Origin of the sequence: Megamonas funiformis, from assembly GCF_010669225.1 — a bacterium.
GTDB classification, from domain to species: Bacteria; Bacillota; Negativicutes; order Selenomonadales; family Selenomonadaceae; genus Megamonas; species Megamonas funiformis.
Genome location: NZ_CP048627.1, coordinates 1294837 through 1317171 on the forward strand (window position 1 = coordinate 1294837; position 22335 = coordinate 1317171).

Here is a 22335-nt window from a genome sequence, read left to right on the forward strand (position 1 = left end):
CAATTCTAAAATGACTATGAATAATTAATAAGATTTTTTATGACGATAAACACCAATACCAACTGGACGAGGACTTACTTCTTTGATTTTTTCGATCATATCGTTATTTTTGCCATTATCAATAGCGTCGCGATAAATTTTAGTCAACATACCAGTAACTTCTAGTGTATAATCTTGAGCTTCGATACGAAGAGTATCTGCTCCCATTAATTTATCAATATAAGGAAGAAGACATAAATCATTAGTAAATAAAATATGAATTCTACCAAATTGGTCTACACGCATAGAATGTTTTCCGCCAACTGTATCCAATAAAGCAAAATGTTTATCATTAAATTCTGGATTAGTAAGTGGGTCATATTTTAAATTCAATGCAGGAATATTTGTATCAGAAATCATAGCTTCTACATTACCATGAACAGTGATTGTCATTGGTAATTTACTGCTTTCAACTAAAGTTTTCACTTGAGCATAAGGCAATTCATAAGAAGCTGTTGCATTTACAATGCCATTTTCTTGTAAAAATTCTGTAGCTACATGATTAAATACATTGAAACTATGGTCAGCATAAATAGGTAAATCTGTAAGTTCACGTACAATAGTAGCTGCGCCTAAATTTCCTACCATGATACCATCTGGTTTTATTTCATTTAAATCATGACATAATTGTTCTAATTCACTACATTGATCTTTTAAAGTTGTTCTAGGAGTATTAACTATTACTTTTGCCCCAACATTATGAGCTTCTTGTAAAATAGTTTTTATATCTCCTAAAGTCCATGGAGTATGTGGACGATAAACTTCGCCTGCTACATAAAGAATATTAGCACCATTTGCTAAAGCTTCACGAGCATGTGCTAAAGTTGCAGCTTTAACAGCAAGTTTTGGTTTATTATCAGCAGTTTTAATAGCTTCTAAATCATTGAGCCATTCACAATCTAAATCTGCTTCTTTTGCTGCATAACTGAAAAATCTTGGTTCGCGTTTTCCAGTATAGCCAATAGCTCTACTCTCAGGTTTATCCATAGCAAAACAAGTGGAATAATCACGCACACGATTTTCAAAAAGATTTTTCCAATCTTCTTCATTTATATGATAACCAGCAGGATCAGCTACGTAATTATCAATGGCACGACGATAAATACTTACAATATTTGCCACGAAATCAGCACTGCGCATACGGCCTTCAATTTTAAAAGAATATACACCAGCTTGAATTAAATCTGGAATATTTCTATACATACACATATCTTTTAATGCTAAACGATAATCGCCATCTGTTGTAGTTTCTTGTTCTTGACCTGTTTGTTCATCAATGATTTTATATGGCCAACGACAAGCTTTCATGCAACGACCACGATTACTACTATTAGCAAATAAAACGCCAGAATGAATACATTGTCCACTTTCAGAAATACACATATCACCATGAACAAAATATTCAAGTTCAAAATCGCTGTCTACAGCTTTTAATTCACTGAGTTCTTTTAAAGACATTTCACGGCTAACAACGACACGACGAATGCCATATTCTTTTAATTTTTTTATAGCAGCATTATTATGAGAATTCATCATGATAGATGCATGCATAGTTATATTCAATCCAAGTTTTTTCACAATTTGAGCTACAGCTAAATCTTGAATTAAAATAGCATCTGGCTGTATTTCATTTAAATAAGTCAAATATTCTTCAAGCTCTGGAATTTCTTCATCACTAATTAAATTATTAATAGTAATATAAAGCATTACTCCATGAGCATGAGCATATTCTACAGCTTTTTTTAACATTTCATTATCAAAATTAGCGTCTGATTTGAGCATACGCATATTAAAATGTTTTCCACCCAAATAAATAGCATCAGCCCCAGCATCAATGGCAGCTACTAATGTTTCCCAATTGCCAGCTGGAGCTAAAAGTTCTACAGACTTTTTATTTAATAACATTAAACAATCCTCCAAATAAATAAACTACTATAAGTATAACATAAAATTTTATGCTTTTAAATTAATAACATTTATTATTAAATAGGCTTAATCCCATTCACGTTCTGCTAATGCTTCTTCTAAATTAATTGGTAAATGAAACCATTGAATAATATATTCTAAATTGCGAATAAGACATTCTCTAGCTATATTATCATATTCGCTGTCATTATCGAGAAATTCATATTGCAAACTATTGGCATTTTGAATTAAATCATAAATTTTATCACCAACATCTGCCATATTTTTTGGTTTTTGTTCCACAAAATTAATAAAATCTTCTAATAAATATTTGATTTTATCAATCAAAAAGTCTGGATAAAAACTATCCTCGTATAATTCCTCTAACAAAATATGCTGGTCATCAAAACTGTCCATTTAATAAAAAATATCCCTCCAATAAATAATTATATTTGATATTATACAATATATTCTAAATTAAAGCTAATTTTCTTAAAAATAATCCCGTTTATTTTGTTCGGAAACCTGAACATTTTGCTTGATTATTTAGGAATAGATAGAGTATAATTTATATATATTTCTAGATAAGATTTAAAAAGCAGGTGATTTATTCCCATGGATAAAATGGATAAAGTACAAGCACTAGAAAGTGCTTTAAAACAAATTGAACGTGATTTTGGTAAAGGCTCCATCATGAAATTAGGTGATGTTTCTGCTAATATGAATATCGAAGTAATTCATACTGGCTGTTTACCACTTGATGCAGCCCTTGGTGTTGGTGGTGTTCCTCGCGGACGTATAGTAGAAATCTTCGGCCCTGAATCTTCTGGTAAAACAACTGTAGCACTTCATATCGTTGCTGAAGCACAAAAAACAGGTGGTGTGGCTGCATTTATCGATGCTGAACATGCTCTTGACCCAGTTTATGCCAAAAAATTAGGCGTAGATATCGACAATTTATTGATTTCCCAGCCAGATAACGGTGAGCAAGCCTTAGAAATCGCCGATGCACTCGTTCGCAGTGGCGCTATTGATGTAGTAGTTGTTGACTCAGTAGCAGCACTTGTTCCAAAAGCGGAAATCGAAGGTGATATGGGCGATTCTCATGTTGGTCTACAAGCTCGTTTAATGTCTCAAGCTATGAGAAAATTAACAGGTATTATCAGCAAATCTCGTACAACAGCAATTTTCATCAACCAAATTCGTGAAAAAGTTGGTGTTATGTTTGGTAATCCAGAAACTACAACTGGTGGTAGAGCTTTAAAATTCTATGCTTCCATTCGTTTAGATGTGCGTAAAATCGATACAATTAAACAAGGCAATGACCCTGTAGGTAGCAGAACACGAATTAAAGTTGTAAAAAATAAAGTAGCTCCTCCATTTAAACAAGCTGAATTTGATATCATGTATGGTGAAGGTATTTCTCGTGAAGGTAGCTTAATTGATATGGGTACAGCTTTTGAAATCTTAGATAAGAGTGGTACATGGTATTCTTATCAAGGCACTCGCTTAGGTCAAGGTAAAGAAAACGTAAAAGCGTATTTAAAAGAACATGCTGACACAGCATTAGAAATTGAAAATAAAATTCGTGAAAAATTATTTGTTCAAGAAGAACAAACTGAAGAAAAAGTTGAAGAACCAACTAAAAAATCTAAAGTAACGGCTGATAATGAAACAGCAAAATAATACAAAAACAGCACTTATTTATGCTGTTGATTTATTAGCTATAAGACCTTATAGTACCCAGCAATTAATTACAAAATTAAAACGCAAAGAATACGCACCAGAAGAAATTCAAGAAGCCATTAACCGCTTAACTGCTCGACATTATTTAGACGATACAGATTTATGCCAACGTCAATATCAAGCATATATCAATGAAAAACATCGCAGTATAAAAGCTATTAAATATAAATTAATGGAAAAAGGATTTTCTCAAAGTGATATTCAAAATGCTCAAGAAGAAACAGATATTGATGAAATAGATTATGAATATACTGTTTGTTTGCGATTATTAAATAGCCGTTATATTCCTAGCAAATCTGACAAATTAAAATGTCAAGGCTATCTTTATCGTAAAGGATTTAATTATTCAGCTATTCGCTTAGCAATTGAAGATTTCTTTTATAACCCTTAATATAAATTTATCCCCCAAAATACTCATCTATTTTGGGGGATTTTTAATTGAAAATTATCTTTGTTTAATTGAGTTTTTGCCTAAAAGATTTTTTAGATTATTGACTACAGTTTCACTGCCATCAATCCAAAATTCTCGATTGCCTTTAATCATTTTTTTACTGCTCATAAAATACATATAAACAGGGCAAGGGCCAGCATTTTCTTGCAATGTTTCTGTTATTTTGCTAAAGAAAGCATTATCTTCTTGCTCTGGTTTTACAATAATACAAAATTCTGGTGTATAATCTTCTAAACCAATTACTTTATCAGCGATGATTTTATTATTATCATCACTTTTATCTAATTTTCCTCTAACTACAACAGGAATATCTGGCACTAAATAATTAATATTATCATAAAATGCCTTTGGAAATACAATGACTTCTACTACACCTAAAAAGTCCTCGATTTCTAAAAAGCACATCATATCGCCTTTTTTTGTAGTTACTCTTTTTGCTTTGCGAATAATTCCTGCTACAGAGATATATTTTCCATCTTTTTGCTTTTCTAGACTTTCAATCGTAGTCAAATACTGTATTTTTTCTCTATATTCTTCTAGTGGATGCCCTGTGATATAAAAGCCTGTGATTTCTTTTTCCATATTTAATAATTCTATTTTAGGAAATTCCTGCATTTTTGGCATTTCCAATTTATCAATGCTCTTTTCTTCCTCCATAAAATCACCAAATAAATCCATCTGTCCACTAGCTAAATCTTTCTGACGTCTAGAGCCTAAATCCATAGCTTGATCTAAAACAGCCATATATTGAGCGCGATTATAACCCAAAGAATCAAATGCACCACATTTTATGAGATTTTCTAAAGCTCTTTTATTGATACATCTACTGCTAACTCGTGAACAAAAATCTTCTAAAGATTTAAATAGACCATCTTTTTCACGAATATCTACAATCGTTTTTAAAGCATTTTCACCTACATTTTTTACTGCAGCTAAACCAAAACGAATACTATTTTTATCTACAGTAAATGTATCACGACTAGCATTTATATCTGGTGGCAAAATATCAATTCCCATATGTTTACATTGTTCAATATATTCGCCAATTTTATTACTTGTCATCAAGCTAGTCAAAATAGCCGCCATAAATTCCTGCGGATAATGAGCTTTTAAATATGCTGTTCGCCATGACACAAGTGCATAAGCAGCACTATGAGATTTATTAAAACCATAATCGGCAAAATGTAATAATAAATCAAAAATAGTTTCTGCGAGTTTATCATCTACACCATTATCTTTGGCACCTTTTAAGAAATTTTCTTTTTGCGACATCAAGACATCATGCTTTTTCTTACCCATTGCACGACGCAAAATATCAGCTTGCCCTAAAGTGAAACCAGCTAATACTTGAACTATCTGCATAACCTGTTCTTGATACAAAATCACGCCAAAAGTTTCTTTTAAAATTGGCTCTAAATCTGGATGAATATATGTTACTTTTTTTCTGCCATGTCTACCATTGATGAAATCTGTTACCATACCACTGCCCAAAGGCCCTGGTCGATACAATGCCATAACAGGAATTAAATCAGCAAATCCAGTTGGTTGCAAATCTTTTACCAAAGTAGTCATGCCAGCAGACTCTAACTGAAATACTGCTCCTGTTTCTCCTCGACAAAGCATTTGCGAAGTCTTTTCATCTTCAAGTGGAATTTCATCTAAATTTATCTCTATACCGCGATTATTTTTTATATTTGTCAAAGCATCAGCAATAACAGTAAGTGTACGCAATCCCAAAAAGTCCATTTTCAATAGACCTAATTCTTCAACACAATCTTTATCATACTGAGTTACAAATGTACCTTCAGATATCTGAATAGGTACATAATCTGTAACAGGATCTTTAGAAATAACTACACCAGCAGCATGAGTTGAAGAATGGCGTGGCATACCTTCTACATCTTTGGCAAAATCAATTAATTTACGAACTTCAAGATTTTCTTGATATAAAGTCAACAACTCTGATGAATCTTTTAATGCTTTATCCAAAGTCATGCCTAATTCTTGCGGAATTAACTTTGCTATCTTATCCACTTCGTTATAAGGCATATTCATGACACGACCAACATCTCGCACTGCACCTTTTGCCGCCATCGTACCAAAAGTAATTATCTGTGCTACATGGTCATCGCCATATCTTCTTTTTACATATTCAATAACTTCATCTCTACGAATATAACAAAAGTCAATATCTATATCCGGCATTGTTACACGTTCAGGATTTAAAAAACGTTCAAAGAGTAAACTATATTTCAGTGGGTCAATATCTGTAATTCCCAAAATATACGCTACAATACTACCAGCTGCCGAACCACGACCAGGCCCTACCGCTATATTTTGACTGCGAGCAAAATTTATAAAATCCCATACAATCAAAAAATAACTATCATAGCCCATGCGGTGAATAATAGATAATTCATAATCTAGCCTTTGTTGTATTTCTTCTGTAACTTCAGCATATCTATTATGAATTTTTTCCTTACACAATTTATGCAAATACTGTTCATCAGTCATACCTTCTGGCAAAGGAAAGTTTGGTAAGTGTAAATGACCAAATTCAAAACTCACATTACAACGATTTGCAATTTCCAAAGTATTTGTAATAGCTTCTGGTGTATCTTTAAACAAAGCAAGCATTTCAGCACCAGATTTTAAATAGAAATCATCATTATAAAATTTCATTCTATCTTTATCATCTAAAGTTCTGCCTGTTTGTATACACAAAAGCACATCATGAAAATCATTGTCTTCTTTTTTTATATAATGTATATCATTTGTAGCCACTAATTTTAAATCATATTTTTGTGCTAAACTGATTAATCCTTTGTTCGCTTTAGCTTCTTCAGGAATTTGATGATTTTGAATTTCTAAAAAGAAATTATCTTTGCCAAAAATATCTACATATTCCTGCACTAATTTTTCCGCACGTTCCATATTATCACGAATAATTGCTTGAGGAATTTCGCCCGCTATACAACTGCTCAAACAAATAATACCTTCGTGATACTGACGCAATAAATCTTTATCCACACGAGGTTTATAATACATACCTTCAATATTTGCTAGAGAAACCAATTTAATGAGATTTTGATATCCCTTATTATTTTCTGCTAACAAAATTAGATGATAATAACGAGTGCCTTCCACTTCAAAATTATCAAAACGAGATTTTGGTGCTACATAAACTTCACAACCAATAATAGGCTTTATTCCTTGTTTCAAAGCTTCTTCATAAAAAGCAATCGTTCCATACATAGTACCATGGTCAGTGATCGCTATAGATTTCATGCCCAATTCTTTTGCGTGTGCAATTAATTTTTTTACTCTACTAGCACCATCTAATAAGCTATATTCTGTATGCACATGCAAATGAGTAAAATCCATATGATTTTCAACTACAGTATTTACATCAGATTTTTCTAATTTCATTATGACCTCTCTTTCTAAAATAATAAAATATCTTCAAAAATAAAATTAAAGCTAATATATTAAGTAAAATAATTTTAACATATGATTATTATAAAGAAAATAAATCTATACCAAATATAAAAGCTTCTTTTTCTTCATTAAAATAACAATATAAAAAAGAAGATAATTTAAACATTCCATCAATTATCTTCTAATATAAAAATTTATGATTTAGTTTTATTTTTCACTATGTTTACAAATTATTAATAAACTATATCTTCATTTTCCATCAAATATATAATAAGTCATAAAATTACTTATTTAACTCATTATTTTTAAAATAAATAGCATAATACCTTGTTTTTTAACTATTATTTATCATTATTAATATCTTAATCTACCTATTTTTTATTATAATCATTATTATAATTATTCAGATTAACATTTTTATTGATATCCTATATTTTAAGAAATGCTTTTTCATGTAATTTTCCATTACACAAACACCTCTTTTCAACATATTTTGTCTTTATTTTATCACAAGTGTTGTGTAACATAAATCTATTATTACTAATAAAATATATTTCTACCCAAAATATTGTAAATATGTTATTATATACATATTAATTTATAAAGAAGGTGTTTAAATGGAGTTATTGAATTCATTAGTCGGTCAAATCAATGATATTTTATGGAGTTATGTTTTAATTATTTTACTTATCGGTGCTGGTATTATTTTTACTATTCGTACAAAATTTGTACAAATAAGATTTATCAAAGAAATGATACGTCTTATTGCTGGTGATGCAGGCAATAAAATGGAAGGACAACAAATTTCTTCCTTCCAGGCTTTCTGTGTAAGTACAGCTTCTCGTGTAGGTGTTGGTAATATTGCTGGTATTGCTATTGCAGTAGTTCTCGGCGGTCCAGGTGCTATCTTCTGGATGTGGATTATTGCTATCTTAGGTTCTGCAACTGGTTTTGTGGAAAGTACTTTAGCACAGATTTACAAAGTACCTCGTACTGATAGCAATGGCTATCTTGGTGGTCCTGCTTATTACATTAATAATGCACTTCATAGCCCTAAAACAGCTGTATTCTTTGCTATCTTAATCAGTATTACTTATGGACTTATCTTCAATTCTGTACAATCCAATACGATTTCCTTATCTTTACAAACTGCATTCAATTTTGATGCTACTATGATTGGTATTGTTATTGCTGTATTCTCTGGAATTGTAGTATTTGGTGGTTTACATCGCATTGCTAAAGTTACTGAATACATGGTGCCTATCATGGCTGGTATTTATTTACTTATCGCTTTTGCTATCACTATATATAATATTTCAGAATTACCAACTGTTTTATCTGTCATCTTCAAAGATGCTTGGGGTATTGAATCTGTTGCTGGTGGTAGCTTTGGTGCTGCTATCATGACAGGTATTAAACGTGGATTATTCTCCAATGAAGCTGGTATGGGTTCTGTTCCAAATGCCGCAGCTACTGCTGAAGTAAGTCACCCTGTAAAACAAGGTCTTATCCAAGCTTTTGGTGTATTCGTAGATACATTATTTATCTGTACTGCTTCTGCTTTCATCGTATTATTCAGCAGTGATTATCAAGCAACAGGTTTAACTGGTATTCAGCTCATTCAATACGATTTAAGCTTATATTTTGGTGATATCGCTACAACTGGTATAGCTATTATCGTTTTATTATTTGCATTTACTTCTATCGTAGGTAACTACTATTATGGAGAAATCAATATAAAACACTTGTCTGATAACCCATTATATTTAAATATTTTCCGTATTCTTGTTGTAATTATGGTATTCTTCGGCTCTGTTGCTGAATTGAGCTTAGTTTGGAATTTAGCAGACTTATTCATGGCTTTAATGGCAATCACAAATATCATTGCTATTTTACTCTTAGGCAAATATGCTTTTATTGCTTTAGATGATTATACTCAACAGAAAAAACAAGGTATTAAAGATCCTGTATTTAAAGCTAGTATCTTACCAAAACAAGACGGTATTTATTGGTGGAAAGATGACAATAAATAATTATTAAACATAAAAAGACTTGATTTTAAAATTTATAAATCAAGTCTTTTTTATATCATAAATAAATACACTTTTACAATTTATTACGCAAATAATAAAAAGTTATAACATTACAATAATAAAAAATAAAAATAGAGAAAAATGTTTTAAAATCATACATAAAATTAAAATATTATAGACAATATAAATATTTACCTGTATAATTTATGATAACACATCAAAAGATGGCATTAAGGAGGCTTTCTTTATGGAGAAAGATGTAATATTTAAAGGTGCAGGCGTAGCTATTGCTACTCCATTTTATGAAAACGGAAACGGTATCAATTATGATGAATTAGCTCGTTTAATTGATTTCAACTTAAACAATGGTACAGACGCTATCATAATTGCTGGTACAAGTGGCGAATCTGCTACAATGACAGATGAAGAACATGAAGAAATTATTAAATTTACTGTTGACTATGTAAATAAACGTGTTCCTGTTATTGCAGGTACTGGTTCTAATGATACTAGATATGCTATTAATTTATCTCAACATGCAGATAAAGCAGGTGCTGATGCTTTATTAGTAGTTACTCCATATTATAATAAATGTACACAAAAAGGACTTATCAAACATTTCACATCTATTGCTGATAATGTAAATGTACCTATCATTCTTTATGATGTACCATCTCGTACAGGTGTAGGTATTACACCAGAAACTTACGCTGTTTTAGCAGAACATCCACGCATTGCAGCAGTTAAAGAAGCTAGTGGCAATATCAGTCAAGTTGCTGAAACAATGTCTCTTTGCGGTGATAAACTCACTTTCTATTCTGGTAATGATGACCAAATCGTTCCATTATTATCTTTAGGTGCAAAAGGTGTTATCTCCGTACTTTCCAACGTTATGCCACAAGAAACACATGATATGTGCCAATTATTCTTTGATGGCAAAGTTGAAGAAGCAGCGAAAAAACAAATTGAATATTTCCCATTAATCAAAGCATTATTCTGTGAAGTAAATCCAATTCCTGTAAAAGTTGCACTTCGTTTAATGGGCTTTGATATGGGTCCTTTACGCATGCCACTTTGCGAAATGGAAGATGCTCATCTTGAACAATTAAAAACAGCAATGCGTAAATTTAACTTAATCAAATAATTTTATACTTAACTAAAAAACACTTTCTAACTTAGAAAATATCTAAAATTAGAAAGTGTTTTTTTTAATTTCTATCGCCAGCGGCATATTTACCAGTATCAATATCTAAAACAGGACGAAGTGGTTCGATTAAAGAATCTTCATATCTACAAATCCATTGAACTTCTGGTGTCATTTTGCCCTCATCATTCATGCCATCAATGGTATCGCCATCTTTAATCATGATATTATCATTATTCAAAATATAACGAGCTAAGCTATATGCAAGATTAGCTACTTTATTAGGGTTCATACCTTTGAAATGGAATTGTACATCACTTAAACCAATATTAGCCAATCCTACACTATCTACAATGAATTCATTTGTATTAGGCACATTGAAGAAACGAATATTAACCATACTATATAAATATTTAACTATACCTGTTTCTTTTAAATTCTTAATGGATTGTGCTAATTGTAATTTACCTGCTGATTTTATCCAAATAGCTTGACATTTAGGATATAATTTTAAAGCTACATTAAGCCAATCCACTAACATAATAGCACGTTCTTTAGGAATTTGTCTTTGAGCATTTACATCCCATATTTTTACAGCATATTTATATTTACTCAATAATTCTTCACTGTTAGCTACATTCCAAATCTGTGTGCGTTCAAATTCACTTACAGCTACTTTATCATCAAAATCTGTTATATTTCCCATAGCAAGTACTACTGGAGAAGTTGTATTATCTTCATTATATGCTACAAATTTATCTACGCTAAATTCAATATCATTTTCATCTCTATTGATGATATTTATATCACCAAATATTTTTCTAGCTTCACGAAAAATAGCATTTGCAGTAGGTCTTGTTGGCATTTCTTCAAAAAGCAATTCAATAGCTACTAATTTACTAATATTTTCTACTAAATTTTCCATAAATCTACCTCAAATAAAAATTTATATTCACAAAAAAGAAGATACCATTTTTCTATGGTACCTTCTTTGATACGTATTAAACTTTAAACAATTTCAGATGATTATTCTTCTGCTTCAAGTTTATCCATTAATTCTTCATAAGCTTGTTGAGCAATTTCAAATTCTTCATCTGTTGGTTCAATATATTCAACTTCACCATTTTCATCTTTAACGATTTTTGCTAAGATTACATCTACTTCTTCTTCGCAACCGCATTCTTCATCATGTTCATGGCATTCACATTCTTCATCGCCATCAATGCTAACTAAAATAGCATATTTATCGCTACCTGCATCGAAAACCATTTCTTCTACATAATTGTATTCATTACCTTCTTCATCAGTAATAACAACTACAGTACCTTCAGTATCTTCTTCAACAACGGAATTGTTTTTTAATTCTTCCATTATATAATCCTCCTAAGATTTAACTTTACTCTAATCATAACATATTTCTTTCTTCTTGCCAAAATATTTATCGTAAAAAGTAGATAAATATTTCATTAAAAATCTTAGCTAATGCCAAAATCCTTGAATAAACGTTTAACATATCGCCAACCTTTTTGAATTGTATTCATAGCTGCTGGCATAAGTTCTGGATTTTTAACCACAAGATTAATAATTCTGCGACGTAATTGTCTATAATCTGCATCAACATCAACAAAGAAGTCTTCCATATCTTTTTCCACAGATACTTGAGGTATATTAGCAGCTTTGATTTCACAAGTATTCTTCGTCATGATAGCTCTATCTGCATAAAATGGAATATACGCATTCCAGCCGAATTCTTCTTCAATCATTTCTTTTACAGCTTTACTAGCAGTAGCTTCACCATGTACTACAAATACCTGTTTAGCATTATACATAGTTAAATGTTGTAACCATTCTTCCATCTGTGAATAATCAGCATGAGCAGAAAATCCGTCCATATTTACAATTCTAGCTTTTACACTGATTTCTTCACCTAAGACTTTTACTTTTTTAGCGCCTTCTAATAATTTTCTACCTAAACTTCCTTCTGCTTGATAACCTACAAATAAAATTGTAGATTCTGGACGCCAAAGATTATGTTTTAAATGATGAAGTACACGTCCAGCGTCCGCCATACCACTAGCCGATAAAATAATATGTGAACTTTCTTCTGTATTTAAGGCCTTAGATTCATTTGCACTTTCACAAAGACGCAACTGTGGCATCTGTGGTAATTTACCATGTTTTCTAATATATTCAGTTGCTTCATCATCAAAATATTTTGTATTCTTGGCAAAAATTCTTGTAGCTTCAACAGCAAGTGGGCTATCTACTACAACTGAATAATCCTCTATGCGATTGGCTTTCCATAATTTGAATAGATAATATAACATTGTTTGTGTACGACCAACTGCAAATGATGGAATAATTAAATTTCCGCCTCTATCCATAGTATCATTTATAATTTCTGCTAATGGAGTTTCTTTATCATAAATTTGATGTTTACGATCACCATAAGTAGACTCAATTACTAAATAATCTGCTTCTTTTATATGTGTAGGGTCTTTTATAATAGGCTGGTCAGGTTGCCCCAAATCGCCTGTAAATACAATTTTAGTTTCTTCGCCATTTTCCGTTACATAAACTTCAATAATTGCTGACCCCATGATATGACCAGCATCTTTATAAATAGCTCGTATTCCTTTTACTGGATTGATTTCTTGATCATAATCAATTGGCACAAATTGTTTTAATGAAGCCATAGCATCATCAATAGTATATAAAGGAGCTATTGGTGTTTTTCCCATACGTTGCCCTTTACGATTTGTTATTTGCGCATCAGACTCTTGGATATGTGCACTATCTGGGAGCATGATATTTACTAAATCGCAAGTCGCTTTTGTCGCATATATATCGCCCTTAAATCCTTGTTTACATAACTTAGGAATAAGACCGCAATGGTCAACATGAGCGTGAGTTAAAAGTACGCAATCTATATCTGACGGTACAAAACGAAAATCATTGTAGTTTAAATCACGTAAATTTCTCGCACCTTGAAACATACCACAATCAATCAAAACTTTATGGTCATTTGCTTCTAATAAATAACAAGAACCTGTAACTGTATGAGCCGCACCTAAAAATTGTAAATTCATAAAAACCCCTCCTTCATTAAGGATTTCGATTGTTTTATTTATACTGTATATATTCTAAAAATACAAATTAAAACCCTTTAAAACTTTCATTAAAATCTCATTAAATAATATGCTCTTTCAAATCTTTATAAAAAAGTAATAAAATCGCAAGAATTCTGCCATAGGATTAGATAAATAAATAATTTATACTTTGTTACGTGATTTATTAATTTTATTTTTATGGAGGGAGCATTGTGACAACTAATCCAAAAACACTAAAAAAAATGAACGAACAGATTATTTTTTGTGCCACCAATTCAACTAAGCTAATATTACAAGCTCTTAACACTTCTTTTATGGGATTAAGTGAACAAACCATTAAAGAACATCGTAATTTATATGGCAATAATAAAATTGTACATGGAAAAAAATTATCTTTAACTAAACGTATTGCCAATGCTTTTATAAACCCATTTACAGCAATTTTATTTTGTTTGGCTATAGTTTCTATTTTTACTGATATTATTATTCCTACCATGCAAAATAGCCCTGATGATGTAAATCCTGTAACCGTTATTATAATTCTTACAATGGTTTTTATATCTGGCTCTTTGCGTTTTGTTCAAGAAAGCCGTTCCGGTAATGCAGCCGAAAAACTTCTATCTTTAATAACAACTACTTGCACTGTTACTAGACAATATCGCCCTAAAGCAGAAATTCCTTTAGAAGATGTGGTAATTGGTGATATTATTCATCTAAGTGCTGGTGATATGATTCCTGCTGATGCTAGAATTTTAGAAGCTAAAGATTTATTCATTAGCCAAGCATCATTAACAGGTGAAAGTGAACCAGTAGAAAAATTTGCTAAAACTTATCAAGAAAAAAATCTTTCTATTACTGATTATAATAATATTTTATTCATGGGAAGTAATGTAATAAGTGGCAGTTCTACTGCTGTAGTAATCGGTGTTGGTAATAATACTTTATTTGGTTCAATCGCTTCATCTGTTTCTACTACACCTGTGGAAACAAATTTTACTAAAGGTGTCAATTCCGTCTCTTGGATTTTAATTCGTTTTATGTTATTTATGGTACCCATAGTATTTTTTGTCAATGGTATAACTAAAAATGATTGGGTAGAAGCTTTTTTATTTGCTATCTCCATTGCTGTAGGCTTAACACCTGAAATGTTACCTATGATAGTTACTACTTGCTTAGCTAAAGGTGCCGTTTCTATGTCTAAGAAAAAAACTATCGTAAAAAACTTAAATTCCATTCAAAATTTTGGTGCTATGGATATTCTTTGTACTGATAAAACTGGTACATTAACCATGAATAAAGTTGTTTTAGAATACCATTTAGATGTACTGGGAAATGAAGATAGTCGTGTCTTACGTCATGCCTACCTAAATAGTTATTTTCAAACAGGCTATAAAAATTTAATGGATATAGCTATCATCAATAAAACAGAAGAAATTGAACAAGATAATCCTAACTTAATAAATCTATCTAGTGCCTATACAAAAGTAGATGACATACCTTTCGATTTTTCACGTCGTCGCCTTTCTATAGTAGTAAAGGACAAAAATCAAAAATGCCAAATGATAACTAAAGGTGCAGTCGAAGAAATGTTATCTATCTGCTTTCATGTTGAATATCAAGGAAAAATTAAACCGTTAGATGAACGCATCAAAAAAGAAATCCTAAAAACTGTCGATAAACTAAATGACAAAGGTATGCGTGTAATAGCTGTTGCTCAAAAAAATAATCCATCACCAATAGATAAATTCAGCATAGCAGATGAATGTGATATGGTGCTTATTGGCTATCTAGCATTCTTAGACCCGCCAAAAGAATCAACTGTAAAAGCTTTAAAAGCATTAAAAGAATATGGTGTTAAAGTAAAAGTTTTAACAGGAGATAATGATAAAGTTGCTCGTTCTATATGTAAACAAGTTGGTTTAAAAGTTAATAATCTTTTACTTGGTTCAGATATTGAGCAACTACCAGAACAAGATTTAGCTATAGCTGTAGAAAAAACTGATGTTTTCGCTAAATTATCACCAGAACAAAAAGCAAAAATTGTAAAATTGCTCCGCCAAAATGGTCATACGGTTGGTTTCATGGGAGATGAATGATGCCACTGCAATGAAATCTTCTGATATAGCTATTTCTGTAGACAATGCCGTAAATATTACCAAAGAATCTGCTGATATAATTCTTTTAGAAAAAGATTTAATGGTTTTAGAACAAAGTATAATTGAAGGTCGTAAAACATACGCCAATATGATTAAATATATCAAAATAACAGCATTTTCAAATTTTGGAAATATGTTCTCTGTTCTTATTGCTTCAGCATTATTACAAATGGATTACTATACAGTGAATTAACAGACATTCATTTACAAACGATATATATATATCACTATTTCAAACAGGTTGGTTTTTAGAATCCATGTGGTCGCAAATCTTAATTTTGCAAATGTTACCAGGATACATTATTACAATTTGGGGAATAGGATATAAATTTAATGAAAATATATAAAAAAAGGCTCTCATATTACTATGAGAGTCTTCTTTTTTTAGATTATAAAATAATAGTTACTGTTTTAAATACATCTTTAGCTTCGTTTACTTTATTGCTTCCACCTAAAACACAGATAGCATTTTCCTTCATGCAAGCATCTACTAAATCGGCTAAAGCTCTAATATCTTCTTGAGTTGTAGCTAAAATTTCATCACGCTGTTGCTGACGCATTTCGTCTGTCATTTCAGCAATATACGCAGAAGAAGCTAATTCACCTTTTAATGCAGGAGTAAGTGGCATATCAATATTACTAATTGTACCGATAATATATTTTGTCATTTCTCTATCACTGACATTAAAATTACGTAAAAACTCTGCTGTTTTATCATATACATTTAAAGTTTCTACTAAATTAGGATCACGATAAGAACCAAAATACATATTGCCATCACGACGGAATTTTACAAATGCACCATAAGCTCCGCCAAGAACACGAATATTAGTCCACAAATATTCATAACGCATAATAGTTTCTAATACCTTCATAGCTCCTGTATATTTATATCCTAAGCGTATGAAATTAGCACCTTTGGCAACATATTGTACCTGAGAAGATGTGATAAAACCTTCATTTTTCTTTTCTACTGCAAATGGTATTTCTTGTTTTGGATAAGTTTCATTTGGCAATACTTCTAATAAAGGCTTAATTGCAGATATTACTTTTTTATAATCATTTTTAGATACAGTAATACTTGTCAATAAATTAGCCTTATTAAATATCATTGGTAAAATTTTAGCAAAAGCTGTTTGCATTTTATTAAATTCATTATCAAAATCATTTAAGAAATTCTTAATAAATGCATAGAATTTTAAGTCACCAAAATTATCATAGCGTTCTTTTGGTGTAAAGTATGCCATCAATTCATCAAGAACTAACTGATGACCCGAACGCAATATTGACATTTCAAAATCACTGCGACATTGCATTGCCAAATCTTTAATACGTTCTTTAGAAGTAAAGGAACTATTGAAAATTATTTCTTGTAGTAATTTTATCAATTCTGGCATCTTATCTACCAAAACTTTAGCTTTAAATACAAATTTTGGCATATAAGAGTCAACATCGCCCTCTTTATCATACGTAGCTACAGCAAATCTCATTCCACCAGTATGCAAGTTTACAGCATTAGCCAATGCTTCATATGTGTAATTTTTTGTAGCAGTTCTACCAATGAATTCTTCCAATAAGAATAGATAATTTATATCTTCATAAGCTATATTGCTTATATCAAATAACATTCTTAAATAACAAATTCCATTCGTATCAATATCATGTCTTAAAACTTTTGTATCTGCTATTTCATCTTCAGCAATAATTAATTTATCACATTGTTTAGTGATATCTTCAATTTTCAATAATGGAATTTTTTCTAAATCCTCTGGTTTATCCACAGAACGTTGACGCTCTTTTAATTTTTGAGTATCCGCAATAATTTTTTCAATATCTTCTTTACTCATAGAAGCTTTTTTCTGTGCTAATTTATCAGCTAAATCTTTTTCTTGTTTAGTGATTACATTTTCATCTGGTTCTAAAATCAAAATATGACTATGAGTATTATCCAATAAATATTCTTGAATTAATGCTTCAAACTTACCTTCTTTTGCCCACTGTTTTACAGTTTTCAAAGCTTCTTCATAATGGAGATACACAGTAGCATCACCATCATATAACCAGCTATTCATAAGGTTAATATTATAAATCAATCCTTTTGGATATTGACCAAAATCAGCCTCACGAAGCTTAAATTCCATACTATTAATAGAAGCCTGTAATAATTCATCATCAATGCCATTTTTTACAATATCATTTAAAGTATCAGTTACAACTTTTGTAAATTCATCAACTTTATTAGCCTCAGAACCATTGACGATAATGCTAAACATTGGCTGTAAAATACCATTATCAAATGAAGAAATTACATCACTACCAAGACCAGCTTTAATCAAAGCATTGCGAAGTGGCGCAGCTTCACTTTTTAATAAAGCATGTTCTAATACAGTAAATGCCAACATCTTTTCTTTTTCCAAAGAAGTTGCAATAGAATAATTCATGCTTAAAAATGTTTTATTTTCTTTTGCTTCACCAGGAGCTATAGGGTAAATATCTTTAATCAATTTACGAGCTGTAAATGGTTTTTGTACATCAATATGAGAGTCGATTTCAATTTTATTAAAATTGCTGAGATATTCTTCATCTAAGAAAGATAAAGTTGACATCATATCCATATCACCATAAAGATAAATATAACTATTTGCAGGATGATAATAACGGCTATGAAAATCAATAAACATTTCTTGTGTTAAATCTGGGATAGCTACAGGATCACCGCCAGATTCATATTGATATGTTGTATCAGGATATAGATTATTTAAAATCTTTCTTTCCAATAATCCATCTGGAGAAGACAATGCACCTTTCATTTCATTATAAACTACACCACTATAAGCTAATGGAGCATCTACATTATCAATTTCATAATGCCAACCTTCTTGCATTAAGATTTCAGGTGTTGTACGCATATTTGGATAAAATACTGCATCAAGATAAACGTCCATAAGATTGCGGAAATCTTTTTCATTTCTGCTAGCTATAGGATACATAGTTTTATCTGGAAATGTCATTGCATTTAAAAAAGTATTCAAAGAACCTTTTACTAATTCCACAAATGGTTCTTTAGTAGGAAATTTACGAGAACCACAAAGTGTGGAATGTTCTACAATATGAGCTACACCAGTATCATCAGTAGGAGTAGTGCGGAAAGTTATAGAAAATACTTTATTATCATCATTATTTTCTATAAATAATAATTTTGCGCCACTTTTTTCATGATAAAATTCATATGCATTAGATGAAATTTCAGATATATGGGATATTTTATCCAATCTGAAACCACAATAAATATTTTTCTCTTGTAAATTCAAAATAATATCTCCTTTATTCAAAATAAAATTAATATATTATATTTGCAGATTTTGCTTAATTAATTTATATAAAATTCATAATCCCGATAGAAGAAATGGGATATTTTTTAAAATCATACATATACAATTAAAAGCATATCTATATTATACCTTTAAAATAGCAAACCTTCAATAAACTTAATTAATCCTTAAAAATATCTATTGCAATTATAAAAAATATGCTATTATAATAACTGAACCTCAACCACTTATGTATTTCTTACATTTATTTTTTACATAATATAAAAAAGTACCTATAATAAAAATTATAGGTACTTAAAAATGTCATTACATTTTTTTCCAGTCAATTATTTCTTTTAAAATACCTGTGATTTTATCCAATTCTTCATTGGACAAATCTTTTAAGAGATAGTTAATATGCTGAATGCTTGCTTGTCTAACCTCGATTTCACTGTCATTGTTAGGCACATCTAAGAACAATTCAGACATAGTAATTCCTAAAGCTCTTGTTATTTTCTCTAATGTTGTAATTGTTGGACTCTTTAAATTACGTTCCAAATGACCCAAGAAGACTGGATTAATTTCAGCTCCTAAAGCTAATTGCTCTTGAGTTAATTTTTTTTGTTGACGAAAAGCTCTAATTTTTTCTCCAACGGTCTTCTTCATAACCATTGCCACCACCTATATATTAACATATAGACTTATCATAAGTGTACAAATGCATTGAACACAATATACAATAGATAATAATAGGCTATTTATTAGTACTATATGTTATTTTTCTAATTAACAAAATATTCAAAGTTATCATTATTAAACTAATAGCTTTACAGATATTTTACTATTTAATTATTTTTTGTAATGCTATTCATTGTCAAATGTATCTATGTTCTCATCAATAAAATCATATAAGTAGTAAAAAAATAATCTAATCTCAATAAAAAATAAATCAATAATTAATTAAAAATAAAGGAATAATATCAATCTATTATTCCTTTATTTTTTTATATATACTATTTTAATTATTTACGGTTAAAAGCTCTATGTGCGATATCTTTTCTATAATATACATCTTTAAAATCAATAAGTTTTATATCTGTATAAACTTTATCTACAGCAGTTTTTATATCATCACCTAAAGCCACTACACCTAATACACGTCCACCATTTGTTACAATTTTTCCATCTTTTTTAGCTGTACCAGCATGGAAAACTAAGACATTTTCATTTTCAGCCTTATCTAAACCTAGAATTTCATTGCCTTTTTCATATTTAGCAGGATATCCACCGGCACTCATAACTACACAAACAGCAGCTTTTTTGCTCCATTTTATATCACAATTTGCAAGTGTACCATTTGCACAAGCTAACATGATTTCAGCTAAATCACTTTCTAACAATGGCAATACAACTTGTGTTTCTGGGTCACCAAAACGAGCATTAAATTCTACAACTTTTGGACCTTCTGCTGTTATCATTAAACCAGCATACAAACAACCTTTGTATTCATAACCTTCTTGTTTCATAGCTTTTATAGTTGGCTCTAAAATTTTTGTTTGTACCTGCTTCATTAAATCTTCTGTGATTACTGGAGCTGGTGCATATGTTCCCATACCGCCTGTATTCGGCCCCTTATCGCCGTCATACGCTCTTTTATGGTCTTGAGATGGTATCATAGGGATAATAGTTTCACCATCAGTGAAAGCCAATACAGAAGCTTCTTCGCCAGCCATAAATTCTTCGATAACTACGCTATTACCAGCATTACCAAAAGTTTTATCGCACATAATTTCATCAATTGCTTCTAAAGCTTGCTCTTTTGTTTCTGCAACAATAACACCTTTACCAGCAGCAAGTCCATCTGCTTTAATTACTATTGGTGCGCCTTCTTTTTCTATATAATTTTTAGCTTCCACTGCATCTGTAAAAACTTCATATTTTGCAGTAGGAATGCCATATTTTTTCATAATATTTTTAGAAAAAGATTTAGAACCTTCTAATTGAGCAGCAGCTTTTTGTGGTCCAAAAGAAGCAATTCCCACTTTAGCCATATCATCAACAATTCCATTTGTCAATGGAACTTCTGGCCCTACCACCACTAAATCGACTTTTTTCTCTTGAGCCACTTTTACTAAAAATTCATTATCCTCTACTGAACCTGGTATACATTGTGCTATTTTTTCCATGCCTGGATTTCCTGGCACAGTATAAATTTTATCCACAAGTTTACTTTGAGCTAATTTCCATGTAAGTGTATGTTCACGTCCACCACTACCAATAACTAAAATATCCAAAATATAACCCCCTTATTAAACTTATTAAAAGAAAACGCACTTAAATAGTGCCAATTATTAGCATATCAATAAGTGCGCTAAAATATATTATTTGCTTAACTGAGCTGTAAGATATTCTTGAATGCAATCATCATAATGAGATGTATGACAGAAAGCTTCTTGAGCTAATTGCATACGGAATTTTCCTGTAGTGCAACCATCTTTAGCTATCATTTCAGCAACTTCATCATAATGTTTAGGATTTACTACAACTGTAACAAATTTGAAATTTTTTGCAGCAGCACGAATCATTGCAGGACCACCGATATCGATATTTTCTACTGCTTCAGCAAGAGTTACATTTGGTTTTTCTATAGTTTCACGGAATGGATATAAATTTACAACAACTAAATCAATAGGTTGAATATTAAATTTTTGCATTTGTGCTACATGACTTTGATTATCACGAACAGCTAAAATACCACCATGAATATATGGATTTAAAGTTTTTACACGACCATCCATAATTTCAGGGAATTTAGTTACATCACTAACATAAGTAACAGGTATACCAGCATCGTCAATTGCTTTCATTGTTCCACCAGTAGAAATGATTTCTACACCAGCTTCATGAAGTTTACGTGCAAATTCTACAATACCAGTTTTGTCAGAAACACTTAATAACGCTCTTTTAATAGGCATAATAAAAGCCTCCTCTTAATGTGATTA

At 30.8% G+C, this 22335-nt stretch carries 16 protein-coding genes; 6 read left to right on the plus strand and 10 right to left on the minus strand.

Annotated elements, in window-relative coordinates; genetic code table 11:
• Positions 1–24: 24 nt before the first annotated feature.
• Together GXM21_RS06565 and GXM21_RS06570 are read right to left on the minus strand one after the other, a co-directional pair.
• Positions 25–1944 (minus strand): peptidase U32 family protein, encoded by a 1920-nt coding sequence (locus GXM21_RS06565; protein WP_008537839.1) that lies wholly within the window; start codon positions 1942–1944, stop codon positions 25–27.
• Positions 1945–2031: 87 nt separating this feature from the next.
• Complete coding sequence (locus GXM21_RS06570) at positions 2032–2361, minus strand: DUF5713 family protein (protein WP_008537838.1); 330 nt, start codon at positions 2359–2361, stop codon at positions 2032–2034.
• Between the two features lie 198 nt (positions 2362–2559).
• Between GXM21_RS06570 and recA the strand changes: the two genes are divergently transcribed.
• Positions 2560–3630: a recombinase RecA gene (recA, locus tag GXM21_RS06575; protein WP_008537837.1), complete on the plus strand. Its 1071-nt coding sequence runs from the start codon at positions 2560–2562 to the stop codon at positions 3628–3630.
• Positions 3614–4081, plus strand: coding sequence for a regulatory protein RecX (locus GXM21_RS06580; RefSeq protein WP_008537836.1), 468 nt, complete (start codon positions 3614–3616; stop codon positions 4079–4081). The genes recA and GXM21_RS06580 overlap by 17 nt, the downstream gene beginning before the upstream one ends.
• 54 nt (positions 4082–4135) lie before the next feature.
• On the opposite strand, the gene GXM21_RS06585 is transcribed toward GXM21_RS06580, so the two are convergent.
• Positions 4136–7570, minus strand: a complete 3435-nt coding sequence (locus GXM21_RS06585; RefSeq protein ID WP_008537835.1) for a DNA polymerase III subunit alpha — start codon at positions 7568–7570, stop codon at positions 4136–4138.
• 626 nt (positions 7571–8196) lie between these two features.
• Between GXM21_RS06585 and GXM21_RS06590 the strand changes: the two genes are divergently transcribed.
• Together GXM21_RS06590 and dapA are read left to right on the plus strand one after the other, a co-directional pair.
• Positions 8197–9612: an alanine/glycine:cation symporter family protein gene (locus GXM21_RS06590; RefSeq protein ID WP_008537834.1), complete on the plus strand. Its 1416-nt coding sequence runs from the start codon at positions 8197–8199 to the stop codon at positions 9610–9612.
• Between the two features lie 247 nt (positions 9613–9859).
• Positions 9860–10756: a 4-hydroxy-tetrahydrodipicolinate synthase gene (dapA, locus tag GXM21_RS06595; protein ID WP_008537833.1), complete on the plus strand. Its 897-nt coding sequence runs from the start codon at positions 9860–9862 to the stop codon at positions 10754–10756.
• A gap of 64 nt (positions 10757–10820) precedes the next feature.
• Here dapA and GXM21_RS06600 read toward each other — a convergent pair whose 3' ends face one another.
• The 3 genes from GXM21_RS06600 to GXM21_RS06610 all read right to left on the minus strand — a co-directional run bounded on the left by GXM21_RS06600 (position 10821) and on the right by GXM21_RS06610 (position 13845).
• A complete protein-coding gene (locus tag GXM21_RS06600) occupies positions 10821–11681 on the minus strand; it encodes a DUF4261 domain-containing protein (protein ID WP_008537832.1) in 861 nt (286 codons plus the stop codon).
• Between the two features lie 101 nt (positions 11682–11782).
• Complete coding sequence (locus GXM21_RS06605) at positions 11783–12127, minus strand: DUF1292 domain-containing protein (RefSeq protein WP_008537831.1); 345 nt, start codon at positions 12125–12127, stop codon at positions 11783–11785.
• A gap of 104 nt (positions 12128–12231) precedes the next feature.
• Complete coding sequence (locus GXM21_RS06610) at positions 12232–13845, minus strand: MBL fold metallo-hydrolase RNA specificity domain-containing protein (protein ID WP_008537829.1); 1614 nt, start codon at positions 13843–13845, stop codon at positions 12232–12234.
• A 233-nt stretch (positions 13846–14078) separates the two neighbouring features.
• Here GXM21_RS06610 and mgtA point away from each other — a divergent pair, with 233 nt between their 5' ends.
• Positions 14079–15962, plus strand: coding sequence for a magnesium-translocating P-type ATPase (gene mgtA / locus GXM21_RS06615; protein ID WP_008537828.1), 1884 nt, complete (start codon positions 14079–14081; stop codon positions 15960–15962).
• On the plus strand, positions 15955–16215 hold the full coding sequence (locus tag GXM21_RS13215) for a hypothetical protein (RefSeq protein WP_208854421.1): 261 nt from the start codon (positions 15955–15957) through the stop codon (positions 16213–16215). The genes mgtA and GXM21_RS13215 overlap by 8 nt, the downstream gene beginning before the upstream one ends.
• A 196-nt stretch (positions 16216–16411) precedes the next feature.
• On the opposite strand, the gene GXM21_RS06620 is transcribed toward GXM21_RS13215, so the two are convergent.
• From GXM21_RS06620 to GXM21_RS06635, 4 genes are all read right to left on the minus strand, one after another.
• A complete protein-coding gene (locus tag GXM21_RS06620) occupies positions 16412–19333 on the minus strand; it encodes an insulinase family protein (RefSeq protein ID WP_008537826.1) in 2922 nt (973 codons plus the stop codon).
• Between the two features lie 327 nt (positions 19334–19660).
• Entirely contained in the window at positions 19661–19999 is a 339-nt protein-coding gene (locus tag GXM21_RS06625; protein WP_008537825.1) for a helix-turn-helix domain-containing protein, read from the minus strand.
• 356 nt (positions 20000–20355) lie between these two features.
• Entirely contained in the window at positions 20356–21627 is a 1272-nt protein-coding gene (gene purD / locus GXM21_RS06630) for a phosphoribosylamine--glycine ligase (RefSeq protein ID WP_008537824.1), read from the minus strand.
• 87 nt (positions 21628–21714) lie between these two features.
• Positions 21715–22308 (minus strand): IMP cyclohydrolase, encoded by a 594-nt coding sequence (locus tag GXM21_RS06635; RefSeq protein ID WP_008537823.1) that lies wholly within the window; start codon positions 22306–22308, stop codon positions 21715–21717.
• Between the last annotated feature and the right edge of the window lie 27 nt (positions 22309–22335).

Excerpts from the sequence above, each read along its gene's own strand:
- GXM21_RS06565 (WP_008537839.1), bottom strand. The coding sequence starts at position 1,944 with ATGTTATTAAATAAAAAGTCTGTAGAACTTTTAGCTCCAGCTGGCAAT.
- GXM21_RS06570 (WP_008537838.1), bottom strand. The coding sequence starts at position 2,361 with ATGGACAGTTTTGATGACCAGCATATTTTGTTAGAGGAATTATACGAG.
- recA (WP_008537837.1), top strand. The coding sequence starts at position 2,560 with ATGGATAAAATGGATAAAGTACAAGCACTAGAAAGTGCTTTAAAACAA.
- GXM21_RS06580 (WP_008537836.1), top strand. The coding sequence starts at position 3,614 with ATGAAACAGCAAAATAATACAAAAACAGCACTTATTTATGCTGTTGAT.
- GXM21_RS06585 (WP_008537835.1), bottom strand. The coding sequence starts at position 7,570 with ATGAAATTAGAAAAATCTGATGTAAATACTGTAGTTGAAAATCATATG.
- GXM21_RS06590 (WP_008537834.1), top strand. The coding sequence starts at position 8,197 with ATGGAGTTATTGAATTCATTAGTCGGTCAAATCAATGATATTTTATGG.
- dapA (WP_008537833.1), top strand. The coding sequence starts at position 9,860 with ATGGAGAAAGATGTAATATTTAAAGGTGCAGGCGTAGCTATTGCTACT.
- GXM21_RS06600 (WP_008537832.1), bottom strand. The coding sequence starts at position 11,681 with ATGGAAAATTTAGTAGAAAATATTAGTAAATTAGTAGCTATTGAATTG.
- GXM21_RS06605 (WP_008537831.1), bottom strand. The coding sequence starts at position 12,127 with ATGGAAGAATTAAAAAACAATTCCGTTGTTGAAGAAGATACTGAAGGT.
- GXM21_RS06610 (WP_008537829.1), bottom strand. The coding sequence starts at position 13,845 with ATGAATTTACAATTTTTAGGTGCGGCTCATACAGTTACAGGTTCTTGT.
- GXM21_RS13215 (WP_208854421.1), top strand. The coding sequence starts at position 15,955 with ATGAATGATGCCACTGCAATGAAATCTTCTGATATAGCTATTTCTGTA.
- GXM21_RS06625 (WP_008537825.1), bottom strand. The coding sequence starts at position 19,999 with ATGAAGAAGACCGTTGGAGAAAAAATTAGAGCTTTTCGTCAACAAAAA.
- GXM21_RS06635 (WP_008537823.1), bottom strand. The coding sequence starts at position 22,308 with ATGCCTATTAAAAGAGCGTTATTAAGTGTTTCTGACAAAACTGGTATT.